Origin of the sequence: Amycolatopsis sp. Hca4, assembly GCF_013364075.1 — a bacterium.
GTDB lineage: Bacteria > Actinomycetota > Actinomycetes > Mycobacteriales > Pseudonocardiaceae > Amycolatopsis.
Genome location: NZ_CP054925.1, coordinates 8,706,920 through 8,725,936, shown reverse-complemented (window position 1 = coordinate 8,725,936; position 19,017 = coordinate 8,706,920). Strand labels below are relative to the sequence as shown.

General features: G+C 72.4%; 17 protein-coding genes and 1 pseudogene. 7 read left to right on the top strand and 11 right to left on the bottom strand.

The genetic code is table 11. The features are described 5' to 3' along the window. Positions 1-158: 158 nt before the first annotated feature. Entirely contained in the window at positions 159-869 is a 711-nt protein-coding gene (locus HUT10_RS39740) for a serine/threonine protein kinase (protein WP_176175887.1), read from the top strand. Here the strand turns inward: HUT10_RS39740 and HUT10_RS39735 are convergent. The 4 genes and pseudogenes from HUT10_RS39735 to HUT10_RS52320 all read right to left on the bottom strand — a co-directional run. Next, a complete protein-coding gene (locus tag HUT10_RS39735) occupies positions 854-2,182 on the bottom strand; it encodes a jacalin-like lectin (protein ID WP_176175886.1) in 1,329 nt (442 codons plus the stop codon). The two genes, HUT10_RS39740 and HUT10_RS39735, sit on opposite strands and share 16 nt — an antisense overlap. Then, positions 2,179-4,020 (bottom strand): phosphatase PAP2 family protein, encoded by a 1,842-nt coding sequence (locus HUT10_RS39730; protein WP_176175885.1) that lies wholly within the window; start codon positions 4,018-4,020, stop codon positions 2,179-2,181. The genes HUT10_RS39735 and HUT10_RS39730 overlap by 4 nt, the downstream gene beginning before the upstream one ends. 182 nt (positions 4,021-4,202) lie before the next feature. Further along, on the bottom strand, positions 4,203-4,313 hold the full coding sequence (locus HUT10_RS52325) for a CGNR zinc finger domain-containing protein (protein WP_217709682.1): 111 nt from the start codon (positions 4,311-4,313) through the stop codon (positions 4,203-4,205). Positions 4,314-4,365: 52 nt separating this feature from the next. Beyond that, positions 4,366-4,704, bottom strand: a pseudogene (locus HUT10_RS52320) (ABATE domain-containing protein); the annotation flags it as partial. 134 nt (positions 4,705-4,838) lie between these two features. Between HUT10_RS52320 and HUT10_RS39720 the strand changes: the two are divergent. Next, positions 4,839-5,762, top strand: a complete 924-nt coding sequence (locus HUT10_RS39720) for a TAXI family TRAP transporter solute-binding subunit (RefSeq protein WP_254897229.1) — start codon at positions 4,839-4,841, stop codon at positions 5,760-5,762. A gap of 11 nt (positions 5,763-5,773) precedes the next feature. On the opposite strand, the gene HUT10_RS39715 is transcribed toward HUT10_RS39720, so the two are convergent. The 5 genes from HUT10_RS39715 to HUT10_RS39695 are packed head-to-tail and all read right to left on the bottom strand — an operon-like array spanning position 5,774 to position 10,214. Continuing rightward, positions 5,774-6,682 carry an NADP-dependent oxidoreductase gene (locus HUT10_RS39715; protein ID WP_254897228.1) on the bottom strand — a complete coding sequence of 303 codons (909 nt, stop codon included), beginning with the start codon at positions 6,680-6,682 and terminating at the stop codon, positions 5,774-5,776. Next, a complete protein-coding gene (locus HUT10_RS39710) occupies positions 6,679-7,140 on the bottom strand; it encodes a cupin domain-containing protein (RefSeq protein ID WP_176175884.1) in 462 nt (153 codons plus the stop codon). Before HUT10_RS39710 ends, HUT10_RS39715 begins: the two co-directional genes overlap by 4 nt. An 11-nt stretch (positions 7,141-7,151) precedes the next feature. Next, entirely contained in the window at positions 7,152-8,105 is a 954-nt protein-coding gene (locus HUT10_RS39705) for a helix-turn-helix domain-containing protein (protein WP_176175883.1), read from the bottom strand. 34 nt (positions 8,106-8,139) lie between these two features. After that, positions 8,140-9,537: a HAMP domain-containing sensor histidine kinase gene (locus HUT10_RS39700; protein ID WP_176175882.1), complete on the bottom strand. Its 1,398-nt coding sequence runs from the start codon at positions 9,535-9,537 to the stop codon at positions 8,140-8,142. 2 nt (positions 9,538-9,539) lie between these two features. Continuing rightward, positions 9,540-10,214: a response regulator transcription factor gene (locus HUT10_RS39695; protein WP_176178262.1), complete on the bottom strand. Its 675-nt coding sequence runs from the start codon at positions 10,212-10,214 to the stop codon at positions 9,540-9,542. Between the two features lie 278 nt (positions 10,215-10,492). Between HUT10_RS39695 and HUT10_RS39690 the strand changes: the two genes are divergently transcribed. The 5 genes from HUT10_RS39690 to HUT10_RS39670 all read left to right on the top strand — a co-directional run bounded on the left by HUT10_RS39690 (position 10,493) and on the right by HUT10_RS39670 (position 14,700). Beyond that, entirely contained in the window at positions 10,493-11,221 is a 729-nt protein-coding gene (locus HUT10_RS39690) for an amino acid ABC transporter ATP-binding protein (protein ID WP_003054447.1), read from the top strand. Between the two features lie 57 nt (positions 11,222-11,278). Next, positions 11,279-12,205 (top strand): glutamate ABC transporter substrate-binding protein, encoded by a 927-nt coding sequence (locus HUT10_RS39685; protein WP_176175881.1) that lies wholly within the window; start codon positions 11,279-11,281, stop codon positions 12,203-12,205. Positions 12,206-12,291: 86 nt separating this feature from the next. Continuing rightward, positions 12,292-12,939 carry an amino acid ABC transporter permease gene (locus HUT10_RS39680; RefSeq protein ID WP_176175880.1) on the top strand — a complete coding sequence of 216 codons (648 nt, stop codon included), beginning with the start codon at positions 12,292-12,294 and terminating at the stop codon, positions 12,937-12,939. Between the two features lie 73 nt (positions 12,940-13,012). Next, on the top strand, positions 13,013-13,873 hold the full coding sequence (locus HUT10_RS39675) for an amino acid ABC transporter permease (protein ID WP_176175879.1): 861 nt from the start codon (positions 13,013-13,015) through the stop codon (positions 13,871-13,873). Positions 13,874-13,962: 89 nt separating this feature from the next. Next, a complete protein-coding gene (locus tag HUT10_RS39670; protein WP_176175878.1) occupies positions 13,963-14,700 on the top strand; it encodes an SDR family NAD(P)-dependent oxidoreductase in 738 nt (245 codons plus the stop codon). On the opposite strand, the gene HUT10_RS39665 is transcribed toward HUT10_RS39670, so the two are convergent. Beyond that, entirely contained in the window at positions 14,697-15,317 is a 621-nt protein-coding gene (locus tag HUT10_RS39665) for a hypothetical protein (RefSeq protein WP_176175877.1), read from the bottom strand. The genes HUT10_RS39670 and HUT10_RS39665 overlap by 4 nt on opposite strands. A gap of 7 nt (positions 15,318-15,324) precedes the next feature. After that, complete coding sequence (locus HUT10_RS39660; protein ID WP_176175876.1) at positions 15,325-18,993, bottom strand: ALF repeat-containing protein; 3,669 nt, start codon at positions 18,991-18,993, stop codon at positions 15,325-15,327. Between the last annotated feature and the right edge of the window lie 24 nt (positions 18,994-19,017).

Here is a 19,017-nt window from a genome sequence, read left to right as displayed (position 1 = left end):
GCCGGGCTCCCCCGGCGGGGTGAACAATCCTGCGAAAAACCGGCGCCCACCGGCGGTCGTTTTGTCACGAACGGGAAATCGAGTCGATCAAGCGAACCGGATCCGCGTGGTGGCCGTATCTCCCTGGAGGACGGTGGACCAGACGGAGGGACGATGCCGTGGCGCGCGAAGGGACACTGATCGGCGACCGGTACCGCCTGCTCGGCCCGGCCGGGCCGGGCGCGGTGCTCTGGCACGCCCAGGACGAACGGCTCGGCCGGATCGTCGCCGTCAAGCCGCTGTTCGACGAGCCGCCCGCGGTGCCAGCCATCCCCGCGCCGCGGGCGGCCATCTGTGACGTCGTCGACGAAGACAGCACCACCTACCTGGTGCTCGAGTACCCGGGGGCGCGGACGCTGGCCGAGCTGCTCGGCGAGCACGGCACGCTCGCCCCCGATTTCGTCGCCCGGTTCGGCGCGCAGCTGGCCGCCGACCTGGCCGCCGCGCACGACGAAGGCGTCCTGCACGCCGCCGTCGACCCGGACCACGTCGTCCTCCTGCCCGAGGGCCGGGCCGGGCTCGCCGGCGGCGGGCGTCCCCTGCCCGCTTTCCTCGCCCCCGAGGTGCTGGACGGCGGCTTCCCCGACTTCCCGGCCGAGGTGTACTCCCTGGGCGCCACCCTCTACGCCGCCGTGGGCAGTGCAGTGGGCACCGGGCAGCGGCACCCGCTCACCGAGGCCGTGCTGCCGCTGCTGCACCCCGATCCCAGCGCCCGGCCCACCATGGCCGTCGCCGAAGAGCTGCTCAACAGCGCGACGCCCCGCCGCCCGGAACCGGGTCCGGACCGCGGGGCGCCTCGGGGCCTGGCCGGCGACTACCGCTGCGTGTAGACGAACCCGAGCTTGTCGACCTCGTCGCCGGTCCGCCCGTGGAAGCCGGCGAGCTGCCAGCCGGACGGCGCCGTGCGGGTCACGCAGTCGCCGGTGGTCGTGCCGCCGGCCAGGACGCGGCCGAGGCTGGTGGTGAACCGGGCCGAGAAGATCCGGGTCGTGCCGTTGTACTTGCCCTGGCACAGGGTCGCCGTCGTGACGTACTCGCCGGTGCCGAGGGTGAGCGACGCGGCCGTGCCGCCGGTGCCGCCGTGGGTCAGCGTGGTGCCGTTCTCCAGGGTCACCCCGACCTGGTCGAGCCGGCTGCCGCCGCGCAGCGACCACGTCTTCACCCGGGCGCCCGCGGGCACCGCGGGGACGTCGGTGAAGTAGTCGCCGTGCGGGCCGCCGAACTGCTCCGAAAGCTGCAGCGCGGGGTTGCGGGTCCAGTTGAACCGGACGGTGATCGGGTCGTGGTCGGACAGCATGTTGCCGTCGGTGTAGAGGAACTTCGCGTGCTCGTTGTTGTAGAAGGTCGCGTCGAGGTTGACGAGCTTGCTGCCGCGGTAGAGCACCTTGTCGACGACTTCGCAGTCGTTGGTGGGTGCCTGCTGGTTGCACACGAGGTCGGGGCTGCCCGGGGCCGGCGCGACGCCACCTCGCACCAGCTTGACCCACGCGTCGGTGAGGCCGTTGTCCGCGCCGAACTTGGCGATCGTGTCGGCCGCGCGGGTGTAGCGCGTGTTGGTGTCGCCCATGACGACCACCGCGTTGCCCGCCGAGTGCGCCTGGATGAACGCGGTCAGCTGCGCCAGGTTCGACGCGCGCGAAGCCTCGTCGCCGTCGTTCGTGCCGGCGTTGGTGTGCGCGTTGTAGAAGTCGACGTACACGCCTTCGGCCAGCCGTACCCGCATGAAGGTGAAGCCCTTCGGGGTCAGGCAGTCGCCGGAGTCGAGCTGGCAGGACGTCCAGCGGACGCGCTCGAAGTCGTCGGCGTCGTAGGGCAGCGAGGACAGCGTGTTCAGCCCGCTGCCGATGCCCGCGCCGCCGCTGGTGGGCGTGCGGTACGGGTGGGTGTCGGCGGCGTAGAGCTTGGCGTGGTAGTTGAAGTCCTCCTCGACGTGCACGACGTCGTACGGGCCGAGCCGCTGCCCGATCGCCGTGGTCGCGGGATCCCGCGGCGTCGGCGCGCTGGAGATGCTCTCGGGCAGGCCGGCGACGTTGTAGGCCAGCACCGAAAAGCTGCCGCCGTCGGCGGCCGCCCGGGCGGCCGCCGGACTGACCACAGTGGACACCGTGACGGCGAGGGCCAACGCGGCGATGCGTTTTCTCACGAGAACTCCCGGAGGATTCGGACGGACAAACCGGTGGGGGTGTACCGCGGCACCACCCGGTGGCCCGGGCGGTCGGCTCGGATGGCGGCGAACCGGCCGCGCAGCCGCCGCGCGCGCAGCACGTCGACCTCGTGCCACGGGCACGAGCCGTCGATCCGCAGCTCCAGGACGCTGCCGCGCTCGAGGGTGGCCTCGCCGCGCACGACCAGCGCCGGCCCGGCGGTGACCGACAGCGTGCCGCCGGTCTGGCGGTGGCCACCGATCCGGAGGCCGGACGCGCGCAGGGTGCCCCCGGCGAGTTCGACGTCTCCGGTGCCCAGTGCGCCCGGCGTCGCGGCGATCAGGGTGCCCGCCTCGACGCGGGTGCCGCCGCGGTAGCGGTTGGTCCCGGCGAGCGTCAGCGTCCCGGTGCCCGCCTTGACGAGCCCGCCGTCGCCGCCGATGTCGTTGCGCCAGCTGTCGTTCGCGCTGAACCCACCGAGGGCGGCGTCCATCGTGACGCGGACGTTCGCGTCGAACGCGCCGTAGCCGTCGGCCGCGGCGAAGAGGTTCAGCCGTCCCCACAGTTCGGGGCCGTCGAGCAGCGGGTTGCCACCCGGGAACGCCGTCGTGCGCAGGACTTCCCGCCGCTGGGCCGCGTCGAGGTACGGCAGGCGGGTTTCGAGGAGCACTTCGGCGCCCTTGGGGACGCGCATCGCGGTGCGCGCGGCGCGGTCCGGCAGGCCGTAGGTGGCCCGGCGGGCGACCATTGCGGCGTTCGCCCGGCGGTCGCCGTATTCGTCGGCGCCGGTGTGCGCGCGGGCGAACAACGTGTCGGGGGTCGTGCCGGTCTTCGCGGTGAAGTACTCCAGTGCCTGCGCACGGGCCGCCGTCTTGAGCGTGGTGTTCTCCGGGTCGGCGAGCGTGGCCGCGGCGAGCGCGGTGGCCAGCGTCCGGCCGCCGATCACGTCGACCGGCGAGTGCATCCCGGCGACGATCCGCGTGTCGGCCAGGTCGTAGGCCCGCGCCACCAGCTCCTGGAACCGCTCCGGGACCGCGTAGGCCAGCGCGAGGCAGGCCAGGTGGAACGCGTTGGTGTGGCCGCTGGGGAAGCCGCCGTCCTCGGCCGGGGTCGTGCTGCGCTGCCGCAGCAGCTGCGGCGCGACGCCCACGTCCGACCGGTAGACCGGGAAGCCGAGCTCGTCGACCCGGCCGGTGTCCTCGACCCGGCTGTCCGCGGTCAGCCGCCACGGCCGCGGGTACTGGTAGGCGTTCTTGCTCGGGTTGCCCGAAGCCCAGGTGCCGCGGACGGTGTCCACGAGCGTGGCCACCAGGCCGAGCTCCGAGTCGTGCGAGCCGGCGCCGAGCTCCGAGCCCGCGGGCGCGTCCGCCGGGACGGCGTCGTCGATCTTCGCCGGCGGCGTGCCGTCGGGGGCGGAAGTGATGCTGGTGACGGCCTTGGCGCCGCTGCGGTAGAGGTCCGCGAGGGGGCCGAGGCCGCCGATGGCGGCGTAGGACTGGTGCTGGCGGTCGTAGACGAACGCCCGCATGGCTTCGGCGTCGCTCCGGGCGCGGGTGACGGCGACGCAGTGGCGGACGTTCGCGCGCAGCAGGGCCGCGTCGAGCACGACGCCACTGTCCCATGTGGACCCGGTGCGCCAGACCCGCTGCATCCCGCTCAGGATCCGCACCGCCGCGTTGGTCTCCGGGGTGCGGTTGGCCGGGGTGTTGGTGCGGTAGGAGTCGACGAACGCCGCCGTCTCCTCCGCCCAGGCGGGCACGGTGGGCACGGCGGCGACGGCGGGCACGAGCGCGGACCAGCGCAGGAAGGTCCGCCGGTCCAAGGGCGCGAGGCTCAAGGGGTTCTCCTGTGAAGGCGCGGGAAAGCGCGCGCGGGGAATCGCTGCGGGAATGATCAGCGCCGGGCCGACCGGGGTCAAGGAGCGTCCGGAGTAATTCGCCGGTCAGTAACCTGATCTTTTGCGGCAGTACCGCGAATTCGACGAATTCACTCGATCCTGACTTCGACGGCCGGAAGCCGTCAGCGGTCGGCGGCTCGGTACCGCTGCATCTTCTCGCGGCTCCCGCACGAACTCATCGAGCACCACCGCCGCACCCCGCGCGCGAAGTGTCGAGAAACAGCAGCGAGCACTCGGGATTCGCGCACTCCCGCAACCGGCCGGCGTCCTCGCCCCGAGAATCGCGACCGCGTCCGCGGCGATCGACCCCAGCAACGACGGCACCGTCGCCGACACCACCCGGGTCCGCAGGCCCTCCGCGGTCCTCACCAGGGCGGTCACCGGCGGCGGCTGCCCCGCCCACCGGTTCACCGTGGCCAGGTCCTCTTCGGACACCTGCCCCACCATCAGCCGGTAGACGGCCTCGCGCAGCTCGCGCGCCGCCGTCAGGTCCGCCTCCGTGCAACGCGGGTCGGCCGAGGTCAGGCCGGCTTCGGTGAACCACCGGCCCAGCGCCGCCGGGTCCGGCAGGCGCTCGAAGCCGCCGTCCCGCCAGCGCTCGCCGACCGTGGCCGTGAAGTTCACCGACGGCCGTCCGCCGTGGAAGCGGAATCCGTGCTTGTCTCCCACGTCCTGCAGGGTACTCGCGTTACTCCTTGAAGAGGTAACGCAGGCCTGCCCGGCTGCCCATCCGGTGCGGAGTCTGGCACGATCAGGCCGTGACCAGCAGGCGGACGCGCGGGCTCGCGATCGCGGCTGCCCTCCTGCTGGTGCTCGCCGCCTGCACCAGCGGCTTCGGCGACCTCAAGCTGCGGATCGCCGCCGGCAACTCGGGCGGCGTCTACTACAAGCTCGCACAGACCCTCGCCACCGCCTGGCAGGGCGGCCTGGGCATCGACCGGCCGCAGGTGCTGCAGACGCAGGGTTCGCCGGACAACGTCGCCAAGGTGCTGGCCGGCACGGCCGACGTCGCCTTCGTCGCGGCCGACGTCGCCGCGGACCGGTACCAGGCGCACCCCAAGCTCGCCGCCCTCGCCCGGATCCACGACGACTACCTGCACATCGTCGTCCGCGCCGACTCCGACATCCGGTCGGTGTCCCAGCTGAGCGGTCACCGGGTCGCGATCGGCTCCCCGCAGTCCGGCGTCGAGTTCATCGCCCAGTCGCTGCTCACCGCGCTCGGGCTGCGCGACTCGGTCAGCGCGACCACCCGCGGCCTCGACGAATCCGTGGCCGCGCTGCGGAACCACGAAATCGACGCGTTCTTCTGGTCCGGCGGCCTGCCCACGCCGAAACTGCTGGAACCGGAGAACCGCGGCCGGCTGCGCCTGCTCGACCTCGCCGACGTGCTGCCGAAGATCCAGACGCTCAACCAGGTCTACAGCACCGCGACGATCCCGGCGAGCACGTACAGCCAGACCCTGCCCGTGACGACGCTGGTGGTGCCGAACTTCCTGGTGGTCCCGAAGACCATGCCGGACGACGTGGCGGAGGCACTGGTCCGCGGCCTGTTCGACGCCCGCAGCGAGCTGGCGAAGGCCAACTCGGCGGCCCTGTCGATCGACGTCCACCCGGGCATCGAGACCCAGCCGATTCCCCTGCACCCGGGGGCGCTGCGGTACTACCGGGCCCAGAAGACCTAGGCGGCCGAGCTTCAGGGCATGGCGATGACCAGTTTGCCGCCTTTCGGGCGCTGCTCGCGCTCCAGCTCCGTCAGGGCGGGAATCGCCTCGCCCAACGGGACCGTGCGGGCGATGGGCAGACGCAACGTCCGGGCCACCTCCTCCAGGTCGGCGGGCGCCATCCGGCCCATCATCGCCCGGAACGGCCCGGGCAGTGCGCTCCGGAGCATCTTGGCCGGGGTCGGGACGATGTCGACGATGCTCCCGCCGGGCTTCAGCAGCGTCCGGGCCGCGGCGAACGGAAGCAGACCGGGCGTGTCGAGGACGAGGTCGAACCGTCCCGCGAGCGCGGCCGGGTCGAAGCCGAAACCCACGACCGGTTCGACGCCGAGCTCGCGGGCCTCGTCCGCCGCGGTGTCACGGCCGCTGCCGGCCACCGAGGCTCCCCGCGCCCGGGCGAGCTGGACGGCGGCACGGCCCACCCCGCCCAGGCACCCGTTGACGAAGACCGCCTGCCCGGGCCGGATCTCCGCGATGGCCTGGTAGGCGGTCACGCCCACGGTCGGCAGGGCGGCGGCCTCCTCGTAGGAGAGCTCCACCGGTTTGCACACGACCGCCTTCTCCGGGGCCGTGACCATCTCGGCGAACGCTCCCGCCTGCCGGAACCGGGCCGCGCCGAGGACCGCGTCGCCGGCCTTCAGCCGGGTGACGCCGTCGCCGACCGCCTCGACGACTCCGGCGAAGTCGTGCCCCATCGCCCGGGGGAACGAGCGGCCGGTCATCAGCTTCAGCTCGCCGTTGCGCATCTTCCAGTCCAGCGCGTTGGATGCCGCCGCCCGGACGCGGACGAGCACCTCACCCGACCCGGGCGTGGCCGGCTCGAACTCGGCGAGCCGCATCACCTCGGGGCCGCCGTAGCGGTCGTATTGGAGGCGCTTCACGACGCGTATTCGTTCGAGATCTCGGTGGCGTAGTTCTCCCAGAGCGGTTTCATGGTTTCCGCGTTCACCGGCTGCCCGGAATCGATCATCGCCTTGAAGTCGCGGAAGTACTGCACGTAAAGGTCCGGCGTGAAGGTGTTCAGCATGACCGCGTTCTCGTCGCCGATGTTGGCGAACGTGTGCGGCGCCCCGGTCGGCACGATGACCCAGGTGCCCGGCCCGGCGTCGTAGTGGTCCTCGCCGACGGTGAACCGGAACGTTCCCTTCAGCACGTAGAAACCCTCGTCGTGCTGGGCGTGGCGGTGCTGCAACGGGCTCGGGGTGCCCGGCGGGATGGTGACTTCGGCGAACCCGAGCCGGTGCTCGGTGTGCTCGCCGTTCTCCAGTATCCGGATCTGCTGTGCCCCGCTGCCCAGGATCTCGCCCTCACCGGGACGGACGATGTTCACCTTCGCCACGATTTCTCCTTCTATTGCCTGACTTCGTCACCACCATCCTTTCCCGGGCCGGCGGCGCGCGTCTTGGTCGCCGGTGCACGGTTGCTGGTGACCAGTGCGCGGGCGTTGTAGCCGTACGTCGCCTTGAACAGCTTGCTGAAGTGGGTGGGATCGGGGAATCCCCACCGGGCCGCGACGGCGGTGACAGTACGGCCGCCTCCGGTCAGCTCGGCTCGGCAACGCTCCAGGCGGCGACGGCGGATCAGCGCCGCGACGGTGAGCGGCTGGTCCTCGAACAGCTTGTGCAGCCGGCGTACCGAGATGTGGTGGGCGGCGGCGATCCCGGGCGGGGACAGGCCGGGATCGGCCAGCCGGGCCTCGATGTAGCCGGTGATCCGGTCCCGCAGCCGCTCGTCCGGGGCCGGTTGCCCGTCGCCGAGCCGGGCCTCCAGCGCGACCGCGATCAGCTCGACGACGGCCGCCGCCGAGCGCCGTGCCTCCGCCTCGCGGAACTCGGTCGCCGACCGCGCCGACTCCCGGGCCAGCACCGAGACCAGCGCGCCCGGCCCACGACTGCCGTCGATGCGGACGCCGACGAGCCGGTCGAGCTGTGCGGGCCGGATCCGCAGCTCCCGGCGCGGGACGACGACGGTGACGTGCGCCCCGGCGGTGCTCTCGAACCGGACCGCCCGCGTGGGATCGAGCAGCACCAGGTCGGACGGCCCGAGTTCGGCCTCGCCGCGCCCCTGTTCGATCCGCGTCCGGCCCCGGGCCATCACCTTGATCGCCAGGTTCTCGCCGTCGACGGCGTCACGCTCCCGCCCGAAGCAGGCGCTTTCGGGCGTGTCGAGGGAGACCAGCCGCAGCGGTCCGAGGTCGCGGGTGGCGATCCGGGCCCGGAAGCCGGCCCCGGCCAGCTTGTTGACCAGCGGCGGGAACCCGCTGGCGGCCAGCTCGCGTTGGAACGTCTCGAAATTGCCGTTCACCGGTCAACTCTACCGGCGAAACTCCGGCCGGGTGTCAGGCGACCGGGAACAGCATCGAGATCCGCAGCCCGCCGCCCTCGGGCAGGTCCAGCTCCAGTTTCCCGTCCGAATGGGCGACGATCTCGCTGACGATCGCCAGCCCCAGCCCCGACCCGGGCACGTTCTGGTGCGCCGGGCTCCGCCAGAACCGGTCCAGCGCCCGGTCGAGCTCGTCCGGCCGCAGCCCCGGCCCGTGGTCCCGCACCGACAACCGCACCCGGTCCTCTTCCCGGGAGACCGCCACCAGGATTTCCGTCCCCGATGCGGTGAACTTCAAGGCGTTGTCCAGCAACGCGTCCAAGATCGTCTCCGCGCCCCGCGGTGGCATGCACACGCGCGCACCGTCACCCGGCGTCTCCACCACCAGCCGGACGTCACGGGCCTCGCCGACCACCGACCAGTCGGCGACCCGATCCGCCACGGCCTCGTCCAGCACCACCGGGTCCAGCTCATCGCCCGAAGCCTCGGCCCGCGCCATCGACAGCAGCCCGTCCAGGATCTGGTGCAGCCGGCCCGCGTCGACCCGCGCCGCCTCGAGGTCCGCGGCCGCCGGCTCGTCGTTCACGTGGCCTTCGAGGTTGCCCAAGCGGATCTTCAACGCCGTCAGCGGGTTGCGCAGCTGGTGGGACGCGTCGGCGACGAACGCCCGCTGCGCCGCCAGCGCGCCCGACACGCTCGACGCCATCCGGTCGAACGACCGGCCGAGCTGGCGCAGCTCCGGCGGCCCGCCGCTCTCCCCCACCGGCTCGGCCTCGCGGCCGCTGACCACCGAGGCCACCAGCGCGCCCGTCGCGTCGTCGAGCCGGTGCACCGGCCGCAGGATCCAGCGGACCACCGGGATCGCCACGGCCAGCGCGAGTGTGAAGGCGAGGATCCCGCCCGCGGCCAGCAGCAGCCACCACCACAGCACGTCCGCCCGCTCGGAGCCGGTGTCGGACACCGTCAGCACCGCGCCGTGCACCTCGCCGTCGGCCAGCACCGGTTCGGCGAGCACCAGCGGCGTCGAATCCCACGGCATCAGCACGCCCGCCGGCTGCGAGCGGCGGCCGGCGAGCGCCTCGCCGATCGGCCCGCTGAGCCGTTCGGCCTTGAGGTCGATCCGCGCCGCGTCCGGGCCCAGCGACGAGGCGAAGAGCTTGCCGTCCTGGTCGACGACCGCCACCTGGACGCCGTACACCTCGTTGTAGCGGATCAGGTCGGGGTTGATCAGGCCCGGCTTGTTGTCCAGCAGCGGGCGCTGCGCCAGCGACGCGAACCGCGCGGTGTCGGTCAGCCGGTCGAGGAACAGGTCCTGCTGCGCGCCGGCCGCGATGCTCCTGGCCAGCGGGATGCCCAGGCCGAACACCAGCAACGCCACCAGCGTCAGCACGATGCCCTGCAGCCGGACCCGCACGCTCAGCTCCGGGCGACCTGGCCGCCGAGCCGGTACCCGACCCCGCGGACGGTCTCGATCAGCGCCGGGCGGCCCAGCTTCGTCCGCAGCGTCGCGACGTGCACGTCCAGCGACCGGCTTTCCGCCGGGCCGCGGTGCCCCCACACCTCCGTGAGCACGTGCTCCCGCGAGCAGACCGCCCCGCGCGCGCCCGCCACCAGCGCCAGCACCTGGAACTCCTTGCGGGACAGGGCGACCGCCTTGCCGTCGACCAGCACCTCGTGCCGGGAGACGTCGACCGTGACGTCCCCGACCCGGATGACCACCGGCTCGGCGGCCGGGTGCTCCCCGCGGCGGCGGCGCACGGCCTCGACCCTGGCCATCAGCTCCTCGACGTCGTAGGGCTTGACCAGGTAGTCGTCGGCGCCCGCGCGCAGGCCCTGGATCCGGTCGTCGACCTCGCCCCGGGCCGAGACGACGATGATCGCGACGTCGCTGACCGCGCGGATCTGGCGGCACAGCGTCACGCCGTCGATGTCGGGCAAGCCCAGGTCCAGCAGGACGACGTCGACCTCGTGCACCCGGTCGAGCACGCCGGCGCCGGTGGCCAGCCGGGCGATCGCCAGGCCGCGGCGGGTCAGCGCCGGGATGAGCGCACCCGCGACCCGGTCGTCGTCCTCCACCAGCAGCACCCGCACCCGTCCGCCTCCCATGGTGACCTGCTTCACCGGCCGGTACGGCGAACTCTAGGACGTCGGGGCGGGCCCCGCACCGGCCACCCGGACGGTCACACTCCGTGACCCCGGGTGGACACCCCCCAAAATGGACATCGATACTCAGTTGAAACCCTAAGTATTGCTCAAGGGGCCTTGCCAGGCGGTAGAGCAACGGTAGGTTCTCGCCATCGCGTGGTGACCCATGCCCGAATTGCACGAACGACCCGGGAGGCCAGATGACCGCGGAGGTGGCGGCGCCGATGATCAAGGCGTCCGCCGTGAACAAGTACTTCGGCGACCTGCACGTGCTCAGGGAGATCACGCTCGAGGTGCCTCGCGGCCAGGTCGTCGTGGTGCTCGGCCCGTCGGGCTCGGGCAAGTCGACCCTGTGCCGGGCGATCAACCGGCTGGAGCCGATCAACTCGGGCGAGATCGCCGTCGACGGCGTTCCGCTGCCCGCCGAGGGCAAGGCGCTGGCCGCGCTGCGGGCCGACGTCGGCATGGTGTTCCAGTCGTTCAACCTGTTCGCGCACAAGACCATCGTCGAGAACGTGATGCTCGCGCCGGTGAAGGTCCGCAAGACCTCGCAGGCCGAAGCCCGCAAGACGGCGATGGAGCTGCTGGAGCGCGTCGGCATCGCCAACCAGGCCGACAAGTACCCGGCCCAGCTGTCGGGCGGCCAGCAGCAGCGCGTGGCCATCGCGCGGGCGCTGGCGATGCGGCCCAAGGTGATGCTGTTCGACGAGCCGACCTCGGCGCTGGACCCGGAGATGGTCCAGGAGGTCCTCGACGTGATGACGGGCCTGGCCAAGGACGGCATGACGATGCTCGTCGTCACCCACGAGATGGGCTTCGCCCGCCGGGCAGCCGATCGGGTGATCTTCATGGCCGACGGCGAGATCGTCGAGGACACGACACCCGAAGAGTTCTTCACCGCGCCGAAGAGCGAGCGCGCGAAGGACTTCCTCGGCAAGATCCTGACCCACTGAGAACAAACGTTCCGCGGCGCGTCGGCGTCCGGGTGACGACACACAGGAGAGATTCACATGAGGATCCGCACCCTCGCGGTGGGACTGCTCGCCGGCGGCTTGGCGCTGACCACGCTGACCGCCTGTGGCAAGGAAGGCACGCCGGCCACGCCGGGTTCCGGTGACCAGAGCGGCACGAACGCCCCCGCGGCGCTGAGCTACCCGGTCGCGCAGGGCGTCGACCTGGCCGGCTCCCCGGTGTTCGCCAAGATGAAGTCGGCGGGTGCGCTGACCGTGGGCGCCAAGGACGACCAGCCGGGCCTCGGCCTCAAGGACCCGACGACCGGCAAGTTCGGCGGCTTCGACATCGAGATCGCCAAGCTGGTCTCGGCCGGCCTCGGCTTCGACCCGGAGAAGATCACCTTCCGCACGGTCGACTCCGGTGCGCGTGAGCAGACGATCGCGAACGGCGACGTGAACTACTACGTCGGCACCTACTCGATCACCGACAAGCGCAAGGCGCTGGTCTCCTTCGCCGGCCCGTACTTCGTCGCCGGCCAGGACCTGCTCGTCCGCAAGGACGACACCTCGATCACCGGCCCGGAGACCCTCAAGGGCAAGAAGGTCTGCTCGGTCACCGGCTCGACCCCGATCCAGAAGGTCCGGCAGCAGAACCTGACCGAACCGGGCAACATCGTCGAGTTCCAGAAGTACTCGCAGTGCGTCGAGAAGCTGCAGTCGAAGGACGTCGACGCGGTCACGACCGACGACGCGATCCTCAAGGGCTACGCGGCTCAGGAGCCGGACACCCTGAAGGTCGTCGGCAAGACGTTCTCGACCGAGAAGTACGGCATCGGCCTCAACAAGGACGACAAGGTGCTGCGCGACAAGGTCAACGAGATCCTGCAGAAGGCGCTGGACGACGGCACCTGGCAGAAGATCTACGACGCCACCCTCGGCAAGTCGGGCTCGACCGCGACCAAGCCGACCCTCGAGAAGTACTGACGTGACACCGGGGCCGGTGGATCGGGTTTCCCGGTTCACCGGCCCTCTCACATCCACTCCTTGACCACGGACGCGGGGAAGGCTCCATGGACGTCCTGCTCAACAACCTGGACCTGTTCGGTCCGTTCTTCCTGCGCACGATCGAACTGTTCGTGCTCTCCGCTGTCGGCAGCCTGATCTGGGGCACGATCCTGGCGATGCTGCGGGTGAGCCCGGTCCCCGTCTTCCGCGCCGTCGGCGCGGCGTACGTGACGATCGCCCGGAACACGCCGCTCACCCTGGTGTTCGCGTTCTTCGTGTTCGCCTACCCGCTGCTCGACATCGTCAAGCTCGACTACTTCCCGGCCGCGGTGACGGCGCTGACCGTGTACACCTCGGCGTTCATCTGCGAGGTCGTGCGCTCGGGCATCAACACCGTGCCGGTCGGCCAGGCCGAGGCGGGCCGGGCGCTGGGACTGACCTTCGGCCAGATCCTCGGCCAGGTCGTGCTGCCGCAGGCGCTGCGCTCGGTCGTGCCGCCGCTGATCAGCACCTTGATCGCGCTGCTGAAGAACACCACCATCGCGGCCGGTTTCTCCGTCGCCGAGGCCGGCGCGATCCGCCAGTACCTGTCCGAACGCGGGGAGAACCAGCTGGTCGGCCTGCTGTGGGTCGCGCTCGGCTTTATCATCCTGGTCGCCGTGCTGTCGTTCGTCCAACGCAGCCTGGAGAAGCGCTGGAGCGTCGCCCGATGAGGGAGCTTGCGACCGAATCATTCAACACTGCGCTTGCGGCTCAGGCCGCACCGAGCGTCAGCGAGGTGTGCGCATGAGCAACGTCCTGTTCGACGTCCCGGGGCCGAAGGCCCGGCTCCGGTACCGCACGTACGCGGTGATCGGCACGCTCGTGGTCCTCGCCTTCGTCGGGTACATCGGCTGGCGGTTCTACGACAGCGGCCAGTTCACCGCCCGCAAGTGGGAGTGGCTGCAGTACGCGCAGGTGCAGCGCGACCTGGCCGACGCGGTGCTCGCGACGGTCGAGGCGTTCGCCGCCGCCGCGGTGCTCGCGGTGATCTTCGGCGCGATCTTCGCGGCGGGCCGGCTGTCCGACCACGGGTGGATCCGCCGGATCTCCGGGTTCGTCGTCGAGTTCTTCCGCGCCATCCCGGCGCTGATCCTGATGTTCCTGTTCTACTTCGGCCTGCCGACGCTGGGCGTGCCGATGACGCCGTTCCTCGGCGTGGTGTTCGGCCTGACGCTGTACAACGGCTCGGTGCTCGCGGAGGTCTTCCGCGCCGGCATCCAGTCGCTGCCGAAGGGCCAGAGCGAAGCCGCGTACGCGCTGGGCATGCGCAAGACGCAGGTGATGTTCCTGGTCCTGCTGCCGCAGGCGATCCGGGCGATGCTGCCGACGATCATCAGCCAGCTGGTCGTGCTGCTGAAGGACACCGCGCTCGGCTTCATCATCACCTACCAGGAGCTGCTGTACTACGCGCGCTACATCGGCTCGCAGGGCACGTTCGGGCGGCCGATCGTGCCGTCGACGATCGTGGCGACCGCCATCTACGTCGTGATGTGCCTGCTGCTGACGGCGCTGGCGACGTACCTGGAGCGGCGCAACCGCCGCAACAAGAAGGTCGTGGCGGCACCGCCGCCCGTCACCGAAAATCTGGTGGGCTCGTCGGTCTGAGCCTGCTCGTCCGAGTCACCCGTTCGAGGCCCCCGGGACACGTCCCGGGGGCCTTGTCGTGCCCCGGTGTGTCGCCTAGCGTCGGGCGCATGGGTGTCGCACTGGTGACCGGCAGTTCCCGGGGTCTCGGCCGCGTGATCGCTCGCCGGCTGGCCAGAGACGGGTTCGCCGTCGCGCTCAACGGCCGTCACGACAACGCGGACCTCAAGACGGCCGCGGAGAGCATCCTCGCCGAAGGCGGCCGGGCGGGGGCGTTCGCCGCGGATGTGACGGACCGGCGCCAGGTCGGCGAGCTGGTCGACGCCGTCACGGCCCTGCTGGGCCCGATCGGGGTGCTGGTGCTCAACGCCACCGGCCCGCAGCCGGAGGCGCCGGTGGCGGGCGTCGACTGGCCGGACCACCTGGCCCAGCTGGATTTCTTCGTGCGGTCGCCGGTGCTGCTGGGCCACGCCGTGCTGCCGGGCATGCGCGCCCGCGGCCACGGCCGCATCGTGCACGTCGACTCGGAGGTGGCGGACCGCCCGCCACCCGGCCGCTCGGCGTACGCGACGGCCAAGAGCGCCCAGATCGGCCTGGCCCGGGCGTGGGCGCGTGAGCTGGCCCCGGACGGCATCACGGTCAACACGGTGGCGCCCGGGTTCATCCCGGTGGAGCGGCACGCGGAGGTCCCGGAAGCCGAGCGCGAGGAGTACCGGGCCTCGGTCCCGGCGGGGCGCCTGGGCACGCCGGAGGAGGTGGCGGCCGCCGTCAGCTTCTTCGCCTCGGACGAAGCCGGCTTCATCACCGGGCAACGCCTCCTGGTCGACGGCGGCCGCTCGCTCGGCTAACTCCCGGCCAGGGCCAGGATCCCGTCCGTGTCACGCGCGAGGAAGCCGTCGAACGGGACCAGGTACCGCAGCTCCGGGTGCCGGGCGGCGACCTCGGGCCGCAGCACCAGCAGCTCCGGCGTCACGGTCACCGGAGTCGGGCCGCCGGTCACGATGTCGTCGAGGTCGGTGTCCAGCGACGGACCCCAGCGGTCGACGACCAGGCCGACCGCGGCCGGCCCGGTCGCCCGGAACTCGGCCAGCAACGGGCGGATCACCGTGTCCTGCCCGGTCCGCGCGATCCCCCCGCCGAATCCGTCGAGGTCGTAGTCCTCGACGACCACGTCGGCGGAGAGCCGCGTCAGCGTGCAGACGACGTCGGCGTCTTCGTCGTCGGCCATCCAGTACTGAAAGGTGAACTGCTCTCCCTCCGGCAGCGCGGCCATGGCGGCGAGCAGGCCCTCGCGGTCCATCTCGACCTGCTCGCCGATGGTCTCCCACTCGCCGCTGATCGCGGTGATCCGGCCGGTGCGGGGATGGCTCAGCACCATTCCCGCCGCCGCCAGCGAATCGACCCGCCGGCGCGCCTGCTCGGGTGACCAGTCACGCCGGTACAGCCGGACGAATCCGTCGGACATTCGGTGCCTACTTCGGGAAAAGGATGACGTTGCCGTCGCCGAGCCACTTCTTGGCGAGGTCCAGCGCCGCTTGCGGCGTGCCCTCCTCAAAGTACGCGAGGGCTCGCACCCCCGCTTGGTCGGCGCCCCAGTTGAGGACCTTCATCTGGCTGCCCAGCTTGGTGGTGTCCAGCGCCTTGCCCGGCCCGCCGACCGCGATGTACTCGCCGTTCGGCCCGAACACGTCCACGCCGGTCTTGCCGACGCCCGGCTGCACGATCGTGAAGTCCTGGCCGTCGTTGGTGAGCTCCTTGGTGCGACGGCCGCCGACGATCTCCGAGACCTTCACCTCGCGCGCGTCGCCGATCTTGTTGCCCGGGTTCTCGGCGAGGTTCTTGATGTCGTCGGCCATGCCCTCCATGCCGTGCATGGCCATGGCCAGGCCGCCGATCATCTCGGCGACGCCGGCGTAGACCGCCGGCCCCGAGGTGAACACGCACGCGATGGCCCCGACGAGCGCGCCGCCGATGCCGCCGGGCACCGCACCGATGCCGGCGAACGCGGCACCGCCACCGGCACCGATCGCCGCACCCGCACCGACTTCTTCGGCACACGCCGCGATCGCGCCACCCGCGACCGACGCGCCACCGAGTGCGGCGCCGACGCCGCCCGCCACCTCGGCCAGGTGCTGGATCAGCGCGAGCAGCTCGCCCGCGTGGTCGCGCACGTAGTCGAGGGTGGCGCCGGCCATCGTGTCGATCATGGACAGCAGCTGGTTCGCCGTGTCCAGGAGCCCCTGCAGCTCCGGGTGGTCCTGGATGACCTGCGCCACCGCGTCCCGGACCTGCTGGACGGTGCCCCGCATGTCCATGACCTGCTGCTTGGCGTTCTCCTCGGACTGCTTGACGCTGACCGCGTTGTACGCGTCGGCGGCCGCCTTGCTGGCTTCGACGACGTCCTTGCCCGCCGCGTCCGCGTCGGCCTGTGCCCGGGCCGCCGCCTCGCGGGCCTCCGCGGCGTACTCGTTGGCCAGTGCGGCCGACTGCGCCGCCTGAGCCGCCGAGCGCTGCGCGGCCTGCGCCGCCGCTTGGGCGTTCGACGCCGCCCAGCGGGCGGTTTCGGCCGACTGCGCCGCCTGGGCGGCGGACTTCTCGGCCTGGTCGGCGGAGGCCTTCGCGGCTTCGGCGTGCTGCTGCGCCTCGGCCGCGGAGTCCTTCGCCGCCTGGGCCGCCGCAGCGGCTTCGGCGGCCGAACCGGCGGCGTTGGCCGCGTATTCGGCGGCCAGTGCGGCCTGCTGGTGGGCCAGGGCCGCGGCTTCCTTCGCGTTGGCGACGTAGCCGTTGACCTGGGCGACGTGCTGCGCGGCGTCGGCGTCCCGCCACGCGGCGCTGTACTGCCCGGTCTGCAGGAACTGGCGGACGTAGGTCCACGGACCCGACAGCGCGGCGTTGGCCGCGGCCTTCACTTCCGGGCCGCCCTTGTCGAGGATCTTCTGGACGGCGATCCGGTCGTCGTTCTTGGCCGCGGTGAACTGCCCGGTCTTCAGGAACGCGGCGACGTCTTCCGGGGTCCCGGAGAGCGCGCGGTTGGCCGCGTCCTTGGTGGCCGGCCCGCCGAGTGAGGAGATGCGCTGCGCCTCGAGCCGGTCGTTGGTGACCTTGCCCTGGTAATCGCGGGTGGTCAGGAACTGCTTGACCTGGTCGTGGCCGCCCGCGGCGGCGGTGCCCGCCGCGGCGCGCTGGGCCGGCACCAGGGAGGCACCGCCCACGATGCCCAGGCTGAGCCGGTCGTCCTGCTCCAGCGCCGCGTCCAGTCCACTCTGGACGAACGCGGTCAGCTCGGCGTCCGTGCCGGCGAGCGCGGCACCGGCCGCGGCGAACAGCTTCGGGCCACCGGTGTGCATCAGTTCGGCGGCCAGCTTGCGGCCGCTGGCGATCGCCGCCGCCGGCGTGGCCGCCGGGTCCTTGGCCGCGACCAGCAGGGTCGCCGCCTGCTGGCTCAGCTGCTCCGGCTGGCCGGCGGTCCAGTGCGCGGCCACCGTCCGGGAGTCCTCGGCCTGCTTGGCGTCCTGCGCGTCGCGGGTCGCCTGGGACTGCTGCTCGGCCAGCCGCTCCGCGTCCGCGCGGCGGGCCAGGCTCGCGGTGTTCTCGGCCTGGTCGGCGGCCGCCTGCGCGGCATCGGCGGCGTTCTTCGCCTCGATCGAGGCGTCCTTCGCGCGCTGCGCGGCCCCGGCCGCCTCCCCGGCGTGCAGGGCAGCGTCGTCGGCCGCGGCGGCCGCGGCGTTGGCGTGCGCGACGGCGTCCAGCGCGGCCTGCCGCGCCTGGCCGGCCCACGCGGCGGCGTCGTTGGCCAGCGACAACGCGGCGGCGGCCGCCCGGCTGGCTTCGTTGGCGTTGCGCTGCGCCCGGGCGGCGGCGTTCTTCGCCTCGGCGGCGCTGGCCCCGGCCTGCTGCGCGTAGCCACCGGCTTCCGACGAGGCCGCGGCGGCCGCGGCAGCGTCGTTCGCGGCGGCTGCGGCCGCCTGGACGGTCACGGCGACGGCGTGCACGGCGTCGATGGCGTGGGTCAGCGCGTCGGCGGCGCTCTGCGCGCCGTTGGCGGCGTCCCGGGCGTCCTTCGCGGCCTGCGTCGCCCGGTCGGCCTGGCCCCGGTCGGTCGCCGCGGCGGCGGCCGCGTTGCGGGCGTTCGAGGCGGCCCGGCCGGCCATGGAGGCGGCCCAGGCGGCCTGGCTGGCGGCGGCCGCGGCCTCGCGGGCCGCGCTGTTCGCCGCGTTGGCCGCGTTGATCGCCGTCTGCGCGGCGCGCGCCGCGCGGTTGGCGGCGTCGGCCGCCCGCGCCGCGGCCTGCGCGGCCTGCTCCGCCGAGCCCTGCGCCTTGCGCGTCTCGTCGGCGGCGATCTGCGCGTCGGCCTTCGCGGCCGCGGCGGCGGTGGCGGCCTGGTCGGCCGCGTCCTTCGCCGCCTGCGTCTGCTCCGTCGCGCGGGCCTGCGAGCTCTTCGCGAGGTCGGCGAGCTGCGCGACCGTCGCGGTCTCCTGGTCACGCTGCAGCGCGACCAGGTAGCCGCTCTGGAGGAACCAGCGCACGTCGTCCGCGCTGGACGACAACGCCCAGTTGCCGACCTTCTTGACCTCGGGCCCGGCGGTGTTGATCAGCCGCTGCACGGCGATCCGGTCGTCGGTGACCTGGGCGCGCTGGTAGCCCTGGCCGAGGAAGGCCAGCTGGTCGTCGGAGGTGCCGTTGAGAGCGGTGTTGGCCGCGCTCTTCACGGCGGGCCCGGTGGCGGCCGACTGCAACCGCGAGACCTGCACGCGCAGGTCGGTCTGCCACGGCTGCCGCCACCCGTTCGCGAGGAACGCGCGCACGTCGGCGATACCGCCGCCGAGCGCGGCGTTGGCAGCGTGTTGGGTCGCCGGGCCGCCGGTGGTGATCATCTGCTGCACCGCGACGCGGTCGGAAATTTCCTGGACCCGGGCCAGCCCGGACGCCAGGAAGGTGTGCACGTCGTCGTCGGTGCCGCACAGCGCGGCTTCGGCCGCACGGGAGATGACCTGGCTGCCGTCGCGCATCAGTGCCAGCACCTGCTGGCGTTCCGTCGGCTGCGGCGTGTCCGCGGCCGCGGCCGGTGTCGCCACGATGCCGGCGAACAGCGCGAACGCCGTCGTCGCCGTCAGTGCGGCCCGTAGGTGTCGGATGCCCATGTGCCCCGCTGCCCCCTCGTGAGA